This is a genomic window from Mycolicibacterium vinylchloridicum, from assembly GCF_013404075.1.
GTDB lineage: Bacteria > Actinomycetota > Actinomycetes > Mycobacteriales > Mycobacteriaceae > Mycobacterium > Mycobacterium vinylchloridicum.
Genome location: NZ_JACBJQ010000028.1, coordinates 69,215 through 85,264 on the forward strand (window position 1 = coordinate 69,215; position 16,050 = coordinate 85,264).

At 63.5% G+C, this 16,050-nt stretch carries 14 protein-coding genes; 2 read left to right on the forward strand and 12 right to left on the reverse strand.

Going from position 1 to position 16,050, the window contains the following annotated elements; all coding sequences use genetic code 11:
- Window positions 1–58: 58 nt before the first annotated feature.
- From HPC46_RS21955 to HPC46_RS21965, 3 genes are all read right to left on the reverse strand, one after another.
- The gene (locus HPC46_RS21955) at window positions 59–382 is read right to left on the reverse strand and encodes an SseB family protein (RefSeq protein ID WP_179473815.1); all 324 of its coding nucleotides are present in this window, start codon (window positions 380–382) and stop codon (window positions 59–61) included.
- Window positions 383–476: 94 nt separating this feature from the next.
- Window positions 477–959 carry an SRPBCC family protein gene (locus tag HPC46_RS21960; RefSeq protein ID WP_179473817.1) on the reverse strand — a complete coding sequence of 161 codons (483 nt, stop codon included), beginning with the start codon at window positions 957–959 and terminating at the stop codon, window positions 477–479.
- 512 nt (window positions 960–1,471) lie between these two features.
- Window positions 1,472–3,166 (reverse strand): GMC family oxidoreductase, encoded by a 1,695-nt coding sequence (locus HPC46_RS21965; RefSeq protein WP_179473819.1) that lies wholly within the window; start codon window positions 3,164–3,166, stop codon window positions 1,472–1,474.
- 240 nt (window positions 3,167–3,406) lie between these two features.
- On the opposite strand from HPC46_RS21965, the gene HPC46_RS21970 reads away from it, so the two are divergent.
- Window positions 3,407–6,265: an AAA family ATPase gene (locus HPC46_RS21970; protein WP_179473821.1), complete on the forward strand. Its 2,859-nt coding sequence runs from the start codon at window positions 3,407–3,409 to the stop codon at window positions 6,263–6,265.
- 17 nt (window positions 6,266–6,282) lie between these two features.
- On the opposite strand, the gene HPC46_RS21975 is transcribed toward HPC46_RS21970, so the two are convergent.
- The 8 genes from HPC46_RS21975 to HPC46_RS22010 all read right to left on the reverse strand — a co-directional run bounded on the left by HPC46_RS21975 (window position 6,283) and on the right by HPC46_RS22010 (window position 13,328).
- On the reverse strand, window positions 6,283–7,311 hold the full coding sequence (locus HPC46_RS21975; RefSeq protein ID WP_325096730.1) for an aldo/keto reductase: 1,029 nt from the start codon (window positions 7,309–7,311) through the stop codon (window positions 6,283–6,285).
- A 37-nt stretch (window positions 7,312–7,348) separates the two neighbouring features.
- The gene (locus HPC46_RS21980; RefSeq protein WP_179473825.1) at window positions 7,349–8,368 is read right to left on the reverse strand and encodes an aldo/keto reductase; all 1,020 of its coding nucleotides are present in this window, start codon (window positions 8,366–8,368) and stop codon (window positions 7,349–7,351) included.
- A 28-nt stretch (window positions 8,369–8,396) separates the two neighbouring features.
- Window positions 8,397–9,791, reverse strand: coding sequence for an NADP-dependent succinic semialdehyde dehydrogenase (locus HPC46_RS21985; protein ID WP_179473827.1), 1,395 nt, complete (start codon window positions 9,789–9,791; stop codon window positions 8,397–8,399).
- A gap of 36 nt (window positions 9,792–9,827) precedes the next feature.
- Window positions 9,828–10,151: a putative quinol monooxygenase gene (locus HPC46_RS21990; protein WP_179473829.1), complete on the reverse strand. Its 324-nt coding sequence runs from the start codon at window positions 10,149–10,151 to the stop codon at window positions 9,828–9,830.
- A 5-nt stretch (window positions 10,152–10,156) separates the two neighbouring features.
- Window positions 10,157–10,834: a type 1 glutamine amidotransferase domain-containing protein gene (locus HPC46_RS21995; protein ID WP_179473831.1), complete on the reverse strand. Its 678-nt coding sequence runs from the start codon at window positions 10,832–10,834 to the stop codon at window positions 10,157–10,159.
- 30 nt (window positions 10,835–10,864) lie between these two features.
- Window positions 10,865–11,935: an NAD(P)-dependent alcohol dehydrogenase gene (locus HPC46_RS22000; protein ID WP_218894510.1), complete on the reverse strand. Its 1,071-nt coding sequence runs from the start codon at window positions 11,933–11,935 to the stop codon at window positions 10,865–10,867.
- 44 nt (window positions 11,936–11,979) lie between these two features.
- Window positions 11,980–12,507: a YbhB/YbcL family Raf kinase inhibitor-like protein gene (locus tag HPC46_RS22005; RefSeq protein ID WP_179473833.1), complete on the reverse strand. Its 528-nt coding sequence runs from the start codon at window positions 12,505–12,507 to the stop codon at window positions 11,980–11,982.
- A gap of 317 nt (window positions 12,508–12,824) precedes the next feature.
- Window positions 12,825–13,328: a winged helix-turn-helix transcriptional regulator gene (locus tag HPC46_RS22010; protein WP_179473835.1), complete on the reverse strand. Its 504-nt coding sequence runs from the start codon at window positions 13,326–13,328 to the stop codon at window positions 12,825–12,827.
- Between the two features lie 151 nt (window positions 13,329–13,479).
- Here HPC46_RS22010 and HPC46_RS22015 point away from each other — a divergent pair, with 151 nt between their 5' ends.
- On the forward strand, window positions 13,480–14,292 hold the full coding sequence (locus HPC46_RS22015; protein WP_179473837.1) for an oxidoreductase: 813 nt from the start codon (window positions 13,480–13,482) through the stop codon (window positions 14,290–14,292).
- A gap of 8 nt (window positions 14,293–14,300) precedes the next feature.
- Here the strand turns inward: HPC46_RS22015 and HPC46_RS22020 are convergent, their stop codons facing one another.
- Window positions 14,301–15,353: an LLM class F420-dependent oxidoreductase gene (locus tag HPC46_RS22020; RefSeq protein ID WP_325096728.1), complete on the reverse strand. Its 1,053-nt coding sequence runs from the start codon at window positions 15,351–15,353 to the stop codon at window positions 14,301–14,303.
- Between the last annotated feature and the right edge of the window lie 697 nt (window positions 15,354–16,050).

Genomic DNA, 16,050 nt, shown 5'->3' on the forward strand with positions numbered 1-16,050 from the left:
GAAACCCTGTCAACGTTCGGCCGGCAGCGAGCACATTGTGTAGCCCGAAGGGAAGTCGTCAGGCCGGCGTGATTTCAACCGGGTGCTCGCTCAAAGGTTCAATGACGATCCGCACGTCTTTCATCAGTTCGATGGAGCGCATGGTGTCCGACACGCTCGCTACATCGCCCTGAAGCACCACATAACCGGCGCGGTTGGCCTGTTCGTAGAACGCCTTCATGGAGTCCAGGCTTCGAAACACCGGGAAGTACGACACACCGTCTCGCTGGAGTAAGAACAGCTTCTGCCCGCCGTCTCTTGTGTCGCCAAAGGGCGTGGAGTAGTAAACATTTGCGTCGACGGGAGCATCGTCATCATGCGTGTTCTTTCGAAATAGCCCCATGGGATCTCCTCTCCGGCGGCCGCCGCCTGGGCCCTGCGGCACGGAAAACTCACATTGCCAGATGCGCGGATGGCCGGAAAGTCACCCTGTCGGGCTAGGTTGACGCCTGCGGATAGCCTCGTCGCACGGCCCGGTCGAGGATGCCCAATGTCGCACGCAATGCCGCTTCGCCGACGATGGGGAAGATCTTGGCATCGCGCCAGTGCTGATCGATCTCGGACCAGTCGTAGAACGACGTGACCGCCGTGCCGCCGTCCGCGGGCTCGAGTCGATAGCCGTACACGTGCCCGATGTCGGGCTTCAGTTGGCCGAAGATCGTCCACGCGATCAGTCGGTCCGCTTCGAACTGCGTGATCGACACAGTGACGTCGTACTTGCCCAACGGATAGTCGTTGAGCGACTCGCGGTCCATGTGCACGACGAAGCTGTCGCCAATGGCACGCACGGGCTGCCCGTCAGCGTCCTGCAGCATGCCGGTCGCGTCAATCGCGACATGGCCCTGCGGATCGCACAGTACCGCGAAAATGTCTGCGGCCGGCGCGGGGATGATTCGTTGAACCTCGATGCGTTCACTCACGCGTCGATCCTGCCACGGTTTGCCCTTCCATTGTGGTGGATACCGTTGGCAAACCAGCAGATTCATCGCCGCGCTGGCGCCGATCCCTACATTTGGCGTCAACCCGGCAGGTCGATGGTCCGACATGGGCCGCCCGGTATGCAGGCGATACCCCCGCCGGGACCGGCTTGTGCCCAAGGGCCACCGGGGATACCGGCCGAAACCCGGCCGTCAGAGCCGGCCTGAGCCCCGGGTCCACCCGGAATCTCGGCACCGGCGCCCTGCGGTCCTGCCGATGGCGTACACGGCGTGCCGTCGGGGTTGTAGCACCCCGGGGCCGGAGGCGCCGGCGGCGGCGGGCCCGGCTCAGCGAAAGCGGTTGGTGCAGCTGCGATTCCTGCGGCGGCGACACCGGCGAACAGAACTGGTGTGAGCTTCGAAAGTTTCGCGCTCGTGCCAAGACGCCTACCCGCGCACACGGAAAGCTTAAACTGGCTCGACAAATTCTTCGTCGCTGGCGGCGCACACGGGACTTATCCCAGGATCGCTCGCGCAGCGCGCTCCGCGATCAGCATGACCGGCGCGTTGGTGTTGCCGGACGTGATCGTGGGCATCGCCGAAGCGTCGGCAACTCGAAGGCCGGCGACGCGATACACCCGGCAGTCAGTGTCGAGTACCGTGGCCGTCGACTGCGGAAGACCTTGTGTGTCAAAGGCTCCCATCGCACAGGTGCCCACCGGGTGGAAGATGGTGGTACCGAGTTCCCGGGCTGCCTTCTCCAGGTCGTTGTCGCTCACCAGTTGCGGGCCGGGAAGCAACTCTTCCGGACAGTAGCGGGCCAGGGGAGACGCCGCCATGATCTGCCTGGTCATCCGGAGACCGCGAATGGCGACGTGACGATCCGCGTCGGTGGACAGGTAGTTGCACAGGATCTTTGGGTTGGTCAGCGGATCCGGACTCGACATCCGCACATGACCCCGCGAGGTGGGGCGCAGATTGCAGACCGAGGGAGTGATTGCCCCGAACGGATGCAGCGGTTCGCCGAACTTGGGCAAGGACAGGGGTTGCACGTGCCATTCCATATCGGGACTGGCCAGCGCGGGATCGCTCTTGGCGAAAGCTCCCAGTGTGGAGGGCGGCATCGTCATCGGACCTGAGCGCAAGAGCAGATATTGCAGGCCCATGCCGCCGCGGGTGATCCAATTCCGGTACAGCGTGTTGACGGTCCGGGCGCCGCGTACCCGATAGACCGTTCGCAGCTGCAGATGGTCCTGGAGGTTTTCACCAACGCCGGGCAGATCGACGGCCACCGGTACGTCGTGCCGGGTGAGCAGCTCGGCCGGGCCCAGCCCCGAAACCTGCATGAGATGTGGCGAGCCAATCGCTCCGGCAGTCAGGATGACCTCCCGGTGAGCACGCACGTCGACGATGCGGCCTTCCCTGAGTAACTGCACACCGGTGGCGCGGTGCGCAGCCGTGGTCCAGGCACCGCGACGTTGACCTTCGTGGACCTGGTCGTCCATCAGCAGCCGCAAGGCCTGGGTGCGGGTGTAGACGGTGAGATTGGGCCGGTGGGCAATGGGATGCAGGAAAGCGTCGGCCATCGACCATCGACGACCACGCCGTTGGTTGACGTGGAAGTAGGCACTGCCGGAGTTGTCGCCCCGGTTGAACTCGTCGATCGGGGCGATACCCACCTGAGCAGCGGCGGCCTGCCAGGCGTCCAAGATTTTCCACCGCACCCGCGGCCGCTCGACGCGGATCTCGCCGCCGACACCGTGCCAGTCGTCCGCCCCGCCGAAATAGTCTTCCAATTGCTTGTAGATCGTCAGTGTCTCGCCCGGATCGTCCTGGCCACCCCAGAGCCATCTCTCGTCGCCGGTGGCCCGCGCCCAGAGGTCGTAATCGGAGGCCTGGCCGCGCATGTGGATCATGGCGTTGATCGACGAGCAGCCGCCGATCACACGGCCCCGCGCGTAGATGATGCTCCGGCCGCCAAGACCTGGGTCGGGCTCCGTCGTGAAACACCAGTCGGTGCGCGGGTTGGCAATCGTGTACAGATAGCCCACCGGCACCTTGATCCAGAACCAGTCGTCGTTGCCGCCGGCCTCGACCAACAACACCCGGTGGTCAGGGTTGGCGCTGAGCCGATTGGCCAGCAGGCAGCCTGCACTGCCCGCTCCCACGATGATGAAGTCGAACTCGGCGACGGGGTTGATATCCGGCATAGTCGGGAGAGACTAAACCGTCAAGGCGTCTAGTTGTCCGACTTGGCGGTCTCAGCAGCTGCGGGCTCGCCTGACCAACTTGCGGTCCCATCCACTCAGTTATTCACTGGATGCGGGGTGTCTGCATTTAAGTTGTTCTGATGGGCGAGCCCACTCCCAGATAATCGTCAGGAAACGTTCAGGCGGATCTCTTCCGCGGGATCGCGGGGTGCGGCTGAGCGCGAACGCAGAGGTGTGCGCATGGCAGCCGTCAAACGCGACGAGGCGGCGCGGCGTGCTCTGTCCCGCATCGAGTTTCCCTTGCGCGGTCGATCCGATGAACTCGTGGTGGTCGACGATGTGATCGCCCGGTTGAAGAACGGGACCGGTTCCTTGCTGTTGGTGGAGGGGCCGCCGGGGATCGGCAAGTCTCGCCTTCTTTCTGAGATAGGCGCAAAGGCGCTGTCGTGCGAGGTTCGCCCTCTCCTTGGAAAAGCGTTCGAGGATCAGCAGGCAGCGCCGTTCGCACTGCTCTTTGCTATCTTCCTCGGCGCCGAACCCCCGATCGGTGACGTTGAGGCGATGAGGAGGCTCAGCACCGGACCAGATCACCACTACTGGCTGGTCAGCGAAATGCACTCAGCGATCGCATCCGCAGCGGTGGCGACGCCACTTCTGGTGCTCGTCGATGACGTCCAGTGGGCAGATGCCGGAACCTTGATGGCTTTTCGGGCCCTGATGAATGATCTGGCGTCCTCGCCGATCGCGTGGGTCCTGACAGCGAGGTCCGGGGAAAAAGCTCCGATGGTCCGAGACGCCACCGAGGCGATGATGACGGCGTGGGGGCCGGACGCGCGGCGGCTTCGACTGGACGCTCTCGGCGCGAACGCCGTCGCGGACATCGTGCGCGACGTGCTGCGTGCCGACCTCGACGACAATCTATTACGACTGACGTCGATGGCGCGCGGCAATCCTTTTCTGTTACTGGAGCTCACGCAGGGGCTTGAGGAAGAAGGCCGCATCCGAGTCGACCGCGGCAGAGCCTCGACGGAAGGGGAGCGCGTGCCCCGGCGACTCACCGACACCATGGTGCAGCGTCTCGATCGGCTCTCGCCGGCCACGCGCCAGCTTGTTCACGTGGCGGCGGTGCTCCCGGATCATTTCTCGGCGAGCTTGTTGGGCAGGATGGTTAAGCGGCATCCTTCCAGCCTCATTGAGTTCGTCGGAGAGGCGGTACGTGCCGATCTTCTCAGCGAGGCGGGTGACCGTCTGCGCTTCAAACATGACTTGGTGCGGCATGCCGCTCGCGATGCGGTTCCCGCCGCGGTGCGCCGTGCGCTCGAACGCGAGTCGGTCGAGGTACTGCTCGACGCCGGCGCGACGGCCGAGGAGGTCGCGCCGCAGCTCGCGCGCAGTGCTGACATCGGTGACGACAAAGCCGTCGCCATACTGCTGACGGCGGTGGAATCGTTGTCCAGGACCGATCCGTCACGCGCTGCGGACATGAGCTGCCATGCGATGAAGCTGATCCGCTCCGATGCCTCCCAGCGTAATAGTGTTGTTGCACAATCGATCTGGCTTTTGAACCGGGCGCAGCGCTACGACGAAGCGAGACAACTGTTTGACGACTCCCTTACCACAGAGCTATCCGACGAGTGTGAAGCCCGGATACGCCTGAGCATGTCGAAGCTTTCCGATCGCGTCGCAGGGCAGCGCGCGGAAGAAAATGTGCAGTCGCTCGCTCTCCCTGGAATCACACCGGAGATGCGCGCGCAGCATCTTGGCTGGCTGGCATACAACGTCATGATGGACGGCCAGACCGATCGCGCACGGTCCGCGGCCATCGAAGCGCAGGAAGCGTCGTCGACTGATGCCAGTGTCGGGGTGTTGGCGGGCTTGACGCTGGCCAATGTGGAGTGTGCCGCCGGATTCGGATCACGAAGCCTCGCGACCCTCGCGGACGTGCGCAGCCGGATTCGGGCCAGCGATGGCGGCACTGCCGTTGCGCATCTGGCGAACTTCCATTACGCGAGCATCACTCTGACGCTTGGGCGATTCGACGAAGCGACACAAGCGATCACCCGCGGCGTCGATGCGGCCCGTCGGGGCGAAGACACCGTCATCGCGCAGAACTTCGTGCACCTGGCGGCGATTCGCGCGGTAATCCACGGCAGGCTGGATGAGGCGCGGAGCACGGTGGAGTCGCTGCCCGACGGTGTCCGGTTCATGAACAACGGCGTGTCGGGCCTCATCCACGTGTCGGTGCTCTCTGAGCTGGCTGCCCGTACCGAAGACCGAAACTTGGCCAGGATCGCCGGTCTCGCCGCCGAGTACCTGATGGATCGCGGGCCGGCCCGTCGCCGGGCCGCCTGCGGCGCACAGGCTTTCATCGCCTGGCAACATGGCGACGCCGCCCGCGCTGCACATGCCCTCGAACAGGGAGGCGAGCTGCTCGGCACTCCTCTGCTCGCCCTCGATCTTGACCGCACCGTGTTGGCGGCTCGGATTGCCGCAGGTGCGAACCACGGTCCACTGCACGACCTCGTGACGTCGGCGATCCAGATCTTGGACCGCGACCGCGACGCGGCACCGCTGTTCGCCGCAGTGTCAGCGCATGCTCGAGGGCTGCTCGACGACGACACCGCCAGCCTCGGCGCAGCAGCCGACGCGTATGCGGGATGTGAGCGCCCATTGCTCTTCGCAGCCGCATCGGAGGACCTCGCCCTGGCGCTCCACGAGAACGGCGACGCGCAACGCGCCGTGGCTCATCTGTCCGACGCTTTTGACACGTTCAGTCAGGCGCAGAGCAAGGCGGACGCTCGTCGCGTCGGACGTGCGCTGGCCGATCTCGGCGTGCATCGTCGAATCGTTCGCATGCGCGAAACCACCGGATGGGCCAGCCTGACCAGGATGGAATGGCGCGTCGTGGAGCTCGTCGCGGAAGGGGCAACCAACCGCGAGGTCGCCGAGTATTTGTCGTTGTCACCGCATACCGTGAACACTCACCTGCGAAACGTGTTCGCCAAATTGGGGATTCGATCACGCGAACATCTGCGGCGCAAATTTTGGGAGACAGAGCCGACCGGCGGCGGCGACTCCGAAACCGCGCCGCCCCGGTGACCTGGGTCGCATTCGGGCTACAAGCTCGATGTCTCGCGCCATAGGTCGATTCCGCCCTCCTGCGCGTACTGATCGATTTCCGCCAGCTCGCCGGAAGTGAAGTCCAACCGATTCAGTGAATTCAGCGAGTCATCGAGCTGTTCGACTGTCCGCGCGCCGATCAGGGCGGAGGTGACTCCCGCGTCACGCAGGACCCAGGCGATCGCCATCTGCGCCAGCGATTGACCTCGGCGTCGCGCAATGTCTGCCAGCGCGCGCACCCGGCGAAGATTGTCCTCGGACAGGAATTCCGCGCTGAAGGAGCTCCGTTCGGAGGCGCGGGCCGTTGACGGCGTGCTGTCGATGTATCTGTCGGTGAGCAGACCCTGCGCAAGCGCAGAGAATCCGATGCAACCCACTCCCAGTTCGCCCAGTGTGTCGAGCAAGCCGGCTTCGATGTGCCGATTGAACATCGAGTACGACGGTTGATGAATCAGCAGGCGCACGCCCTCGGATCGAAGCAGTTCGGCCGCGCGGCGCGTGCGCTCTGGGCTGAACGAGGAGACGCCGACATAGAGCGCCTTGCCGTGGCGAACGATGTCCGCCATCGCGGCCATCGTCTCCTCCATCGGGTCGTCTGGCCAGGGGCGGTGGGCGTAGAAGATGTCGACGTAATCCACGCCGAGCCTGTCAAGGGTTTGATCGATCGACGCGATGAGGTGCTTGCGGGAGGCTCCAATCCCATATGGCCCCGGCCACATTTCGTATCCGGCTTTGGAGGAGATGATCAGCTCGTCGCGGTGCGCCGAGAAGTCCGTCCGCATCATTCTGCCGAGATTGACCTCAGCGCTGCCGCCCGGCGGTCCATACATGTTGGCGCAATCGAAGTGGGTCACGCCGCGATCGAAGGCGTGCCGCAGCACTGCCCGCCCGTCCTCGAAAGCATTCACACCACCGAAGTTCTGCCAGAGACCCAACGAGATCAGTGGCAGACGCAGCGCGCTGTCCCCGCATCGACGGAATCGGTTTTGATGGTATCGATTTGGCTCAGGACAGTAAGTCACGATGGTGTCTCCAACATCTTGAGGCGATGTGGTATCTGAATCAGGCGTGTGCGTCGACGGGAAGGGGAGCCAGTGGAGACACGAGGTTGTTGGCCCGCAGCGCGTGCCAGAAATCGTCAGGCACGTGGGTGGCCAGCGCCGTGTGGTCCTCCATGATCCGTTCCGGTCTGCTGGCACCTGGAATCGCCGCAGCTACTGCGGGATGGGCCAACGAGAATTGCAGTGCGGCAGCCTTGATCGGGATGTCGAACTTCGCGGTGAGATCACGGATCTTGGCGACTCTCGCCACGATGTCAGCAGGGGCTCGCTGATAGTCGAAGTGGTCCCCGCCGGCAAGGATTCCCGAGCTGTAGGGGCCACCTACCACGATGTCGACGCCTGACTCTTGTGCTGCCGGCATCACCCGCTGCAGGGCGTGCTCGTGGTCGAGAAGTGTGTAGCGTCCAGCCAGCAAGCTGGCATCGGGTTTCGGCTCTGAAAGTCCCAGGGCCAGCTCGATCGGCTCAGCGCGGTTCACACCGAGTCCCCACGCCTCGATGACACCTTCGTCTCGCAGTTCGGACAGGGCGCGAAACGCACCGGTTCGAGCCGCTTCGAAGGCTGCCAACCATGAATCGCCGTGGAAATCCTCGGCGATGTCGTGTACCCACACGAAGTCCAGTCGGTCGACACCGAGTCTGGACATGCTGTCGGCGATCGACTTGAGGGTGCCGTCGCGCGAGTAGTCGTAGACCCATGCGTTGGGCCGTCCGTTGGCGAAAATGTCCTCCTCGTCTACGTGCTGGGACGTACTGGTATCCGGTATGTCGAGGATGATGCGGCCGACCTTGGTGCTGAGGACATAGTCGTCGCGCTCATACCGGGCGAGTTCACGCCCCAGACGCATCTCCGAGAGCCCTGCGCCATAGAACGGTGCGGTATCGAAGAATCGGGTGCCTGCTTGCCATGCAGCATCGACTGTCGCCGAAGCCTCGTCCTCCGGGATGTCTCGAAACATGTTGCCCAGTGGTGCTGATCCGAATCCGAGGGGACCGTTCTTCAGATGGTCTCGCACGCTCATGTTGGCTCCATTCCAAGCGTTCGAACGGTCAGTGTGTCGGGGATGCCGATTCGCCGATCCACACTGTCTTGACGTTCATGAATTCCTTCATTCCGACGTCGGACAGTTCACGGCCGTAGCCGCTGCGCTTGATGCCGCCAAAAGGGATTTCGGGATAGCTGGCCGTATGGCCGTTGATGAACGCCATGCCGGATTGGATGTCACGGATGAACGCCACGCGCTCGGATTCGTCCTCGCTCCAGAGATTCGAGCCGAGCCCGTACGGATGCTCATTGGCCAGATCCACAGCCTCGGCGAGTGACGACACCGGGAAAACCTGGGCGACCGGGCCGAACACTTCCTCCCTGAACATGCGCATGTCGCGGGTCACGTCCGTGATCACCGTCGGTGGAAAGAACCACCCGGCCCGCTCGAGTCTCGTGCCTCCGGCGAGCACGGTGGCTCCCTTGTCGACGGCGTCGTCCACATACGCCTCGACGTCATCGCGGCCCGCCCTAGTTGCCAGCGGGCCGATATCGGTGCCCGGCTCCATGGGATCGCCGACCACCAGCTCTTTCATCTTCGTCACGAACGCTTCGAGAAACGCGTGGTAGATGTCAGTGTGGATGAAGAAGCGTTTGGCATTTACGCAGGACTGCCCGTTGTTCAGTGTCCGCGCTGTGACGGCAACCTCGGCAGCCCGCTCGACGTCGGCCGACGGCATCACGATGAAGGGGTCAGATCCGCCGAGTTCGAGTACCACTCTTTTGATTTCGTCACCGGCGATCGCAGCGACCGACCGTCCCGCGGGCTCACTGCCGGTCAATGTGGCCGCCTTGACCCGTTCGTCACGAAGCACCTGCTCCACGGTTCCCGAGGAAATGAGGAGGGTCTGGAACACGTCGTCGGGGAAGCCCGCCTCGCGGAAGAGCTGCTCCATGTAGAGGGCGGTCTGCGGCACGTTGGAGGCGTGTTTGAGCAAGCCGACGTTGCCCGCAGTCAGGGCGGGTGCAGCGAATCGCATCGCCTGCCACAGAGGGAAATTCCATGGCATGACCGCCAGCACCACGCCGAGCGGTTGATAGGTGACGTACGTTCTTCGGGCGCCTACCGCGCTGTTGGCGCCGCCGACGTCACTCAAGAACTCCGCACCGCGTTTGGCATAGAACCGCAGCGCAGCAACACATTTGCCGACTTCATCTCCGGCCGACCGAAGGGTCTTGCCGATCTCGGTGGTGATCAGCTCGCCGACAGTGCCGGCATCGCGTTCGAGTACATCGGCCGCCGAGCTCAACCAGCCGGCCCGCTGCTCGATCGTGGTCCGACGATAGGAGGACGCTGCTGCGGCCGCTCGGGCGAGCTTGTCCTCGAGCTCTCCGGGCGAGAGCTCATCGAATGTCTTGAGGACCTCGCCGGTAACGGGATTGGTGGTCGCGATGGCCATGATCGAACTCCTGTCCTGAGTAGTCGAATGTCGTGATCAGCCGTTATCTAGGTCTGACTGTCCGACGTCAACGGCTTCGAGGAAGTGCACCTGCCGGTCGGTCAGTAGCGGACGTATCCGCTCGGCGACCAGCTCCTGATAGTGCGCCGATCTCGTATGGGCATCGAGTGCGGCCCGGTCGACATAGCGCTCCACCAGGACGAGTTGTGTTGGCCCGTCCACGCTTTCGAAGATCTCGTAACCGACGCAGCCCGGCTCGGCAAGTGATCGGGCCGCCAGGTCCCCGACGAGACCAAGGACTGCGGCACTTGATTCTGCCGACATCTGCCAATGCGCTATGACGACAACAGGTTTGGACATTGAACTCAGTGCCCGCTGCGTAGAGCGTCGACCAGCGCTTCCCCGACAAGGGTCCCCGACTGGGGGTTCTGTCCCGTGATCAGACGTCCGTCCACCACGAGCTTCGGCTGCCACGGATCTGTGGACTCGTAGAGTGCGCCTTCGTCGCGCAGCGCCTTCTCCAGGTCGAACGGCACGTCATCGGCGGCGTATCCGTCTTCTTCGGCGGCCGAGAAGGAGGTGAGTTTGCGCCCCTGGACCAGCGGCGTGCCGTCGTCGAGTGTCACACCCAGGAATGCGCACGGGCCGTGGCAGACGGCGCTGACGATCATGCCGGCGTCCCATGCCCTCTTCACCATTGCCTGGATGTGGGGGTTGCCCGTGATGTCGACCATGGGTCCCAATCCGCCTGGGATGAAGACCGCGTCGTAATCCAACACATCGACCTCGGCCAAGTGGCGACTGCGGGAGAGCCGGCGGTAGGCCTTCGAATCGCGGAAACTGGTCTGCACCGGGTCGGTGGAATCGAATCCGTCTTCAGGCGGCTTACCGCCGGCCAGCGAGGTGAACTCGACCGCGACACCGGCGTGATCGAGTACGTCGAAGGGGTGGGCGATCTCGGGAAAGAAAAACCCTGTCTGCCGATTGTTGGGGCCGATCACGGCGGCGTTGGTCGCGACCACGAGAACGTAGGGGACGCTCATCGTTGTGCCTTCCTGTTGTCGGGAATGAACTCAGTCGAAGACCACGACCGCGCGGCCGACGATGTCCCCACGGCCCAACGCTTGCAACGTGTCGTTGATGTCATCGAGCTTCACTGTGTTGATGTGGTGCTTGATGTGTCCGTCACTCGCCAAGGCGAGGACCTCCTGCAGGTCGTTGTGGTTGGCCCAGAAAGATCCGAAGTAGGACTTCTCGCCACTGACGAACGGGAATATCGGAAGTTCGACCGTGTCACCCATCAGGCCCACCTGAGACAGGGCGCCTTCAGGGCCGAGGATGGCTGCCGCCAGACCCAGCGAATCGGCTGATCCGGCGCAGTCGAGAACCGCGTCCACCGTGCGGCGCCCGGTCTTGTCCTCCAGCGCACTCTGGACGTCGTCGACAGACTGATCACGGACGTTGACCGTGTGGTGGGCGCCGTATTCGCGGGCTAGATCGAGCTTTTCGTCATTACGCGCGAAGGCCACCACCGTGGCGCCCGCACCGAGCAGCCGGGCGTATTGGACGCCATACCCGCCGAGGCCGCCGATGCCGGTGACGACGACGGTTCGTCCGGGTCCGAGCTTGCCGGCCTCCCGTAGTTTCTTCATGCCACGGTAGGGCGTGGCGCCGGCGTCGGTGAGTGGTGCGAGAAATTGCGGTTGCTGGTCGGGTTGGCCGGCCATGCGCAGGACGTGGTCGTACGGGGCGAGCATGTACTCGGCAAAACCCCCGTTGGGGCCGAATCCGACAAGTTGTCCGTCGCTGCAGAGTTGTTGGTTGCCTTCGTTGCACTGCCGGCAAACGCCGTCGCCCCAGTTCGGGTCGACGATCACCAGATCGTTCTCGGACAGTCCCGCTGATTCTGGGACGTCGGAACCGATGTCGGCGATCGTGCCCGCCACCTCGTGGCCGGGGATGAATGGGAAGGCGATGGGAAGGCCTGTCCGGAAGTAGCCGTCCAACAGTTGGTAGTCACTGCGGCACATGCCGGTGGCGGCGACCTTGATCAAGACCTGGTTGCGCCCGACCTCGGGCACGTCTACTTCCTCGATCTCCAGCGGCCGGTCATAGCCATGCATACGCGCGGCTCGCATCTTCATGTTGTGCTCCAATCGAATAGCGGACGGATACTTGGCGGTGACGATTAACGCTGCTCGTAGAGACCGTGGATGACCGCGCGCGCGATGGCGGATCGAAAGAGTGTGAATCCCAGGTATGCGGGCGTCGAATCAGCTGATATGTCGAGTGGTTCGGGGCCCACGGCATGTACGGCCACGTAATACCGGTGCGGACCATGCCCGGCAGGTGGTGCTGCGCCGACATAGCGCCGGTATCCGGCGTCGTTCTTCAGCGTGACAGCGCCAGGCGGCAGACTGCCAGGGGCGCCGTCGCCGACGCCGGCGGTGAGTTCGGTGACGTCGGGCGGAATCTTGGCGACTGCCCAGTGCCAGAAACCCGACGCCGTCGGCGCGTCGGGATCGAACACACTGACCGTGAAGCAATGCGTATCGGACGGAAATCCGGACCAGCTCAGATGGGGAGAAACGTCCTGACCGCCGGCGCCCATGATGCCGCCGACCTGGGGGTTGGCGAGCATCTGACCATCGGTGATGGATCGAGATGTCAAGGTGAACGCGGGTAGGTGAGGTAGCGCGTCGTACGGGGAGTCCATCCGATGTCCCTGCCCTTGCCGGATCTGTCGGTCAGCTCAAACCTGGCAGCATTCGTCGTGATCTTCCATCGCATGGCACGCGATATTTAGCGGGTGCTCACTTTGCCCGTGGGCCGACGGCTGCTGTGTTCCCTACTACTGGTGATCGCCGTATTCGATTCCGCCGAATCCCTTCGCCTGTGACAGCGAGGATCAGTTCCCCCGGGGGCGGTGACTACTCACCGACGCCGTGGCCTTCGCTGGACATCTGGCCGCTGCAGTCCCCCTGAACGCGAGTGGTGTCGAAAGACTAACGGCTGAAGTACTTTTCGATGTCCTCAACTCCGATCTGACCGACGACTCCCGCTCTCCGTGCGTAGCGCGGCCTCAATGTCGGCAGCCTTGACGGAATGTCCTTTTTCGCAACGCACGTCGACCTCGATCGGCGCTCCACAATCCCTGTGCGACAGGCCCACTCGACCGCCGTCGCTTCGCACCCACCTGTCGCCCCAGCGCATCAGGGCAAGGATGGCCGGCATCAGGTCTTCCCCCTTCTCCGTCAGGTGGTAATCCTCACGACCGCGTTGGCCGGGCTCGTGATATGGCCGTTTCTCGAGGATCCCTTCGTCGACGAGTTCCTTGAGTCGGGTGGCGGTGATCTTCTCGCTCAGTTGTGCGCGCCGGGAGAACTCGTCGAACCGGTGCGCGCCGTAGAACGCCTCACGTAGCAGCAACAAACTGGCGCGGCGACCGACGACGTCGAGTGCAGCCGCGACAGAACAGTCGTCGGCCCGCCAGGAGTCGCGATCACTGAGCCTGCCGGTGAGCGTGAGAGAGGGCATAGGTCCATACTGACACGCTGACTTGCCTTAGGTAAAGTCAGGGTTCTACTATCTGACTAGACAAAAACACAGCCAGATAGGCAAGCTCGAACTGAGGGGCCTGCTCCCGAACTGACCCACACCCCAATGACGACGTTAGGAAACAATTCGAATGGAAACTACACGACCGGTCGCCCTCGTCACCGGAGCCAACTCAGGTCTCGGCAAGTACGCCGCCCGCGGATTGGTCGACGCAGGATTCGAGGTGGTCGGGACAAGTCGCAACATCGGGGGACTGGACCACGGCCGGGGAATCACGTTCCTCGAGCTTGACGTCACGCGCGACGAATCCGTCACTGCCGCAGTCGAGGCCGTGATCGCGCAGTTCGGGCGGATCGACGTACTGGTCAACAACGCCGGCATGGGACTGGCGGGAGCCAGCGAGGAGAACTCGATCGTGCAGGCTCAAAAACTCTTCGACATCAACGTCTTCGGCGTCATGCGCATGACGAATGCCGTTCTACCGCACATGCGCAGACAGGGCAGCGGGCGCATCATCAACGTCTCGTCGATATTCGGATTGATGCCCGCGCCATACATGGCTGCCTACAGTGCGACCAAGTACGCCGTCGAAGGCTATTCCGAGTCGGTGGACCACGAGGTCCGCGAGCACAACATCCGGGTACTTCTGGTCGAGCCCGGCGGCACGAGAACCGGTTTCGACGACAACACGGCAAAACCGGACAACGCGCTCGCGGCATACGAGCGCCAGCGAGAGCGGTCCAACCAGGCAGTGGCCGACCAGGTCAACAACGGCGACGATCCTGCCGTCGTGGCGAAGGCCATCGTCGCCGCCGCAACGGACTCCGCGCCGAAGCTGCGCTATCCCGCAGGCTCAGCCCGCCGACTCAGCGCGATGCGCCGCTTCGCTCCTCGCGGAATCTTCGACAAGCAACTGCGCAAGTCCCTCGGTGTGTCGGGGTGATGAGCCCGTCAGCGTTCCGGCCACAGCCGGGCGCGAAGCGTGGTCATCTGTTGGAGTCGCTCGCTGTGAGAATCGGCGGCGGGGCTGACCAATAGGCAGCTGACTCCTGCCTTCGCGTACACCTCCAACCGCTCGCGGACGAAGTCCGCGGTGCCGATGAGGGCCAAGCGCCGTGCGAAGTCGATCGGAACCGCTTGCGCCGCATCCACCTTACGGCCCGCGAGATAGAGGTCTTGGATCGTCTCGGCGGCGGTGGCGTAGCCGTAGCGCCGCATCAGCGTGTTGTAGAAGTTCCTGCCTCGGGCACCCATGCCGCCGACGTACAACGCGGTGTGGTGGCGTACCGCGTCCAGTGCCGACGCCTCGCGAGCGGGGTCATCGGTGATCAGGAGAGTTGTTTGTGCGGCGATTCCGAGCGGCGGAAGTGTCGGGTCACGCTTGGCGCGGCCGGCATCGAGTGCGGCACCGAATGCCTCATCGACGAGGTCGGGGACGAACAGGAACGGCTGCCATTCGTCGAATACTTCGGCAGCCAACGCCACATTGCGCGGCCCGATAGCCGCCAGAGCCATCGGGATTCGCTCACGAACCGGATGATTCAGGAGCTTCAGTGGTTTCCCGAGGCCGGTTCCAGATGCCGACGGCAACCGATAGTTCTCGCCGATGTATTCAGACCGCTCTCGGCGCCAGATCAGCCGGCAGATCTCGACGTGCTCCCGTGCGCGTTGCACGGGAGAGTCGAACGGCACACCGTGAAATCCTTCGATCACCTGCGGTCCGGACGCGCCGATTCCCAAGATGCATCGTCCGCCGCTCACGTAGTCGAGGCCTGCTGCGGTCATCGCGAGGTTCGTCGGTGTCCGACTGAACATCGGCAGGATGCCGAATGCCAGTTCCAGCGTGGAGGTCCGAGCCGCGACGAATCCCATTTGCGTGACGGCGTCAAATCCATATGCCTCGGGAATCATCACCCGTTCGAGGCCGGCGTTCTCGAACTGGACCAGCTGCTCGATGGTCTGCGCGAAGTCCTCGCCGTAGGTGATCGGCATGCCGAGCTTCACTGACGCCTCCCGGAGTCGGTTTAATAGAGAATAGAAACTGTGCCTCTGGGTAGTGGAACATGCTGGTGTGCCACTGCCTTGATCGCGGAAATTATTTTAACCTAGATACGAAAATGCGTGTCGCCGAGGTGCATGGTGCCGCCCTCGGATGGCCTGGGCCTCGATAGGGTGCGCCTTCGGTAGCGCTATGCGGTGACTTGCTACACCTACAGATCTTTGAGTGCCGCCGCCGTGTCGGACAGGATGTCATCGGATAGACCGGCGTCGCCGACGGCTCGCGCCATGGCGATCGCGCCGACCATCGCGCTGAGCGCCAAGCATGCGCGACGGCGATCGGCAGCTCGGTCCGAGCTCGGCGTGAGGCCGGCGAAATACTCGAGATATTGCTCGACCTTGAGTCACCCCACGGGTTCACCGGACATCCGACGGCAATCGCCAAAGAGGCCCTCGGCGGCATCAGTTCGTGGCTGCTTGACCGAATCGCCGCCGCCAGGGGCTGATTGGTGCGGGGGCAGTGGCACCGAAGTCGACGTCGTTCCTGTGTTGTACGAGGGCGACGAACACGATAGTTCACTGGATATCGGTGTTATCAAGAAGTGTCGAATTCACCCGCGCCTGTGCCTTGTGAGCCTCAAGTCGAGGTCGGCAACTGAAGCGTCGTCGGCTGCGTTGAGGTGTCGCTAGCGTTGCCGTGCCG

Excerpts from the sequence above, each read along its gene's own strand:
- HPC46_RS21955 (WP_179473815.1), bottom strand. The coding sequence starts at position 382 with ATGGGGCTATTTCGAAAGAACACGCATGATGACGATGCTCCCGTCGAC.
- HPC46_RS21965 (WP_179473819.1), bottom strand. The coding sequence starts at position 3,166 with ATGCCGGATATCAACCCCGTCGCCGAGTTCGACTTCATCATCGTGGGA.
- HPC46_RS21970 (WP_179473821.1), top strand. The coding sequence starts at position 3,407 with ATGGCAGCCGTCAAACGCGACGAGGCGGCGCGGCGTGCTCTGTCCCGC.
- HPC46_RS21980 (WP_179473825.1), bottom strand. The coding sequence starts at position 8,368 with ATGAGCGTGCGAGACCATCTGAAGAACGGTCCCCTCGGATTCGGATCA.
- HPC46_RS21985 (WP_179473827.1), bottom strand. The coding sequence starts at position 9,791 with ATGGCCATCGCGACCACCAATCCCGTTACCGGCGAGGTCCTCAAGACA.
- HPC46_RS21990 (WP_179473829.1), bottom strand. The coding sequence starts at position 10,151 with ATGTCCAAACCTGTTGTCGTCATAGCGCATTGGCAGATGTCGGCAGAA.
- HPC46_RS21995 (WP_179473831.1), bottom strand. The coding sequence starts at position 10,834 with ATGAGCGTCCCCTACGTTCTCGTGGTCGCGACCAACGCCGCCGTGATC.
- HPC46_RS22000 (WP_218894510.1), bottom strand. The coding sequence starts at position 11,935 with ATGAAGATGCGAGCCGCGCGTATGCATGGCTATGACCGGCCGCTGGAG.
- HPC46_RS22005 (WP_179473833.1), bottom strand. The coding sequence starts at position 12,507 with ATGGACTCCCCGTACGACGCGCTACCTCACCTACCCGCGTTCACCTTG.
- HPC46_RS22010 (WP_179473835.1), bottom strand. The coding sequence starts at position 13,328 with ATGCCCTCTCTCACGCTCACCGGCAGGCTCAGTGATCGCGACTCCTGG.
- HPC46_RS22015 (WP_179473837.1), top strand. The coding sequence starts at position 13,480 with ATGGAAACTACACGACCGGTCGCCCTCGTCACCGGAGCCAACTCAGGT.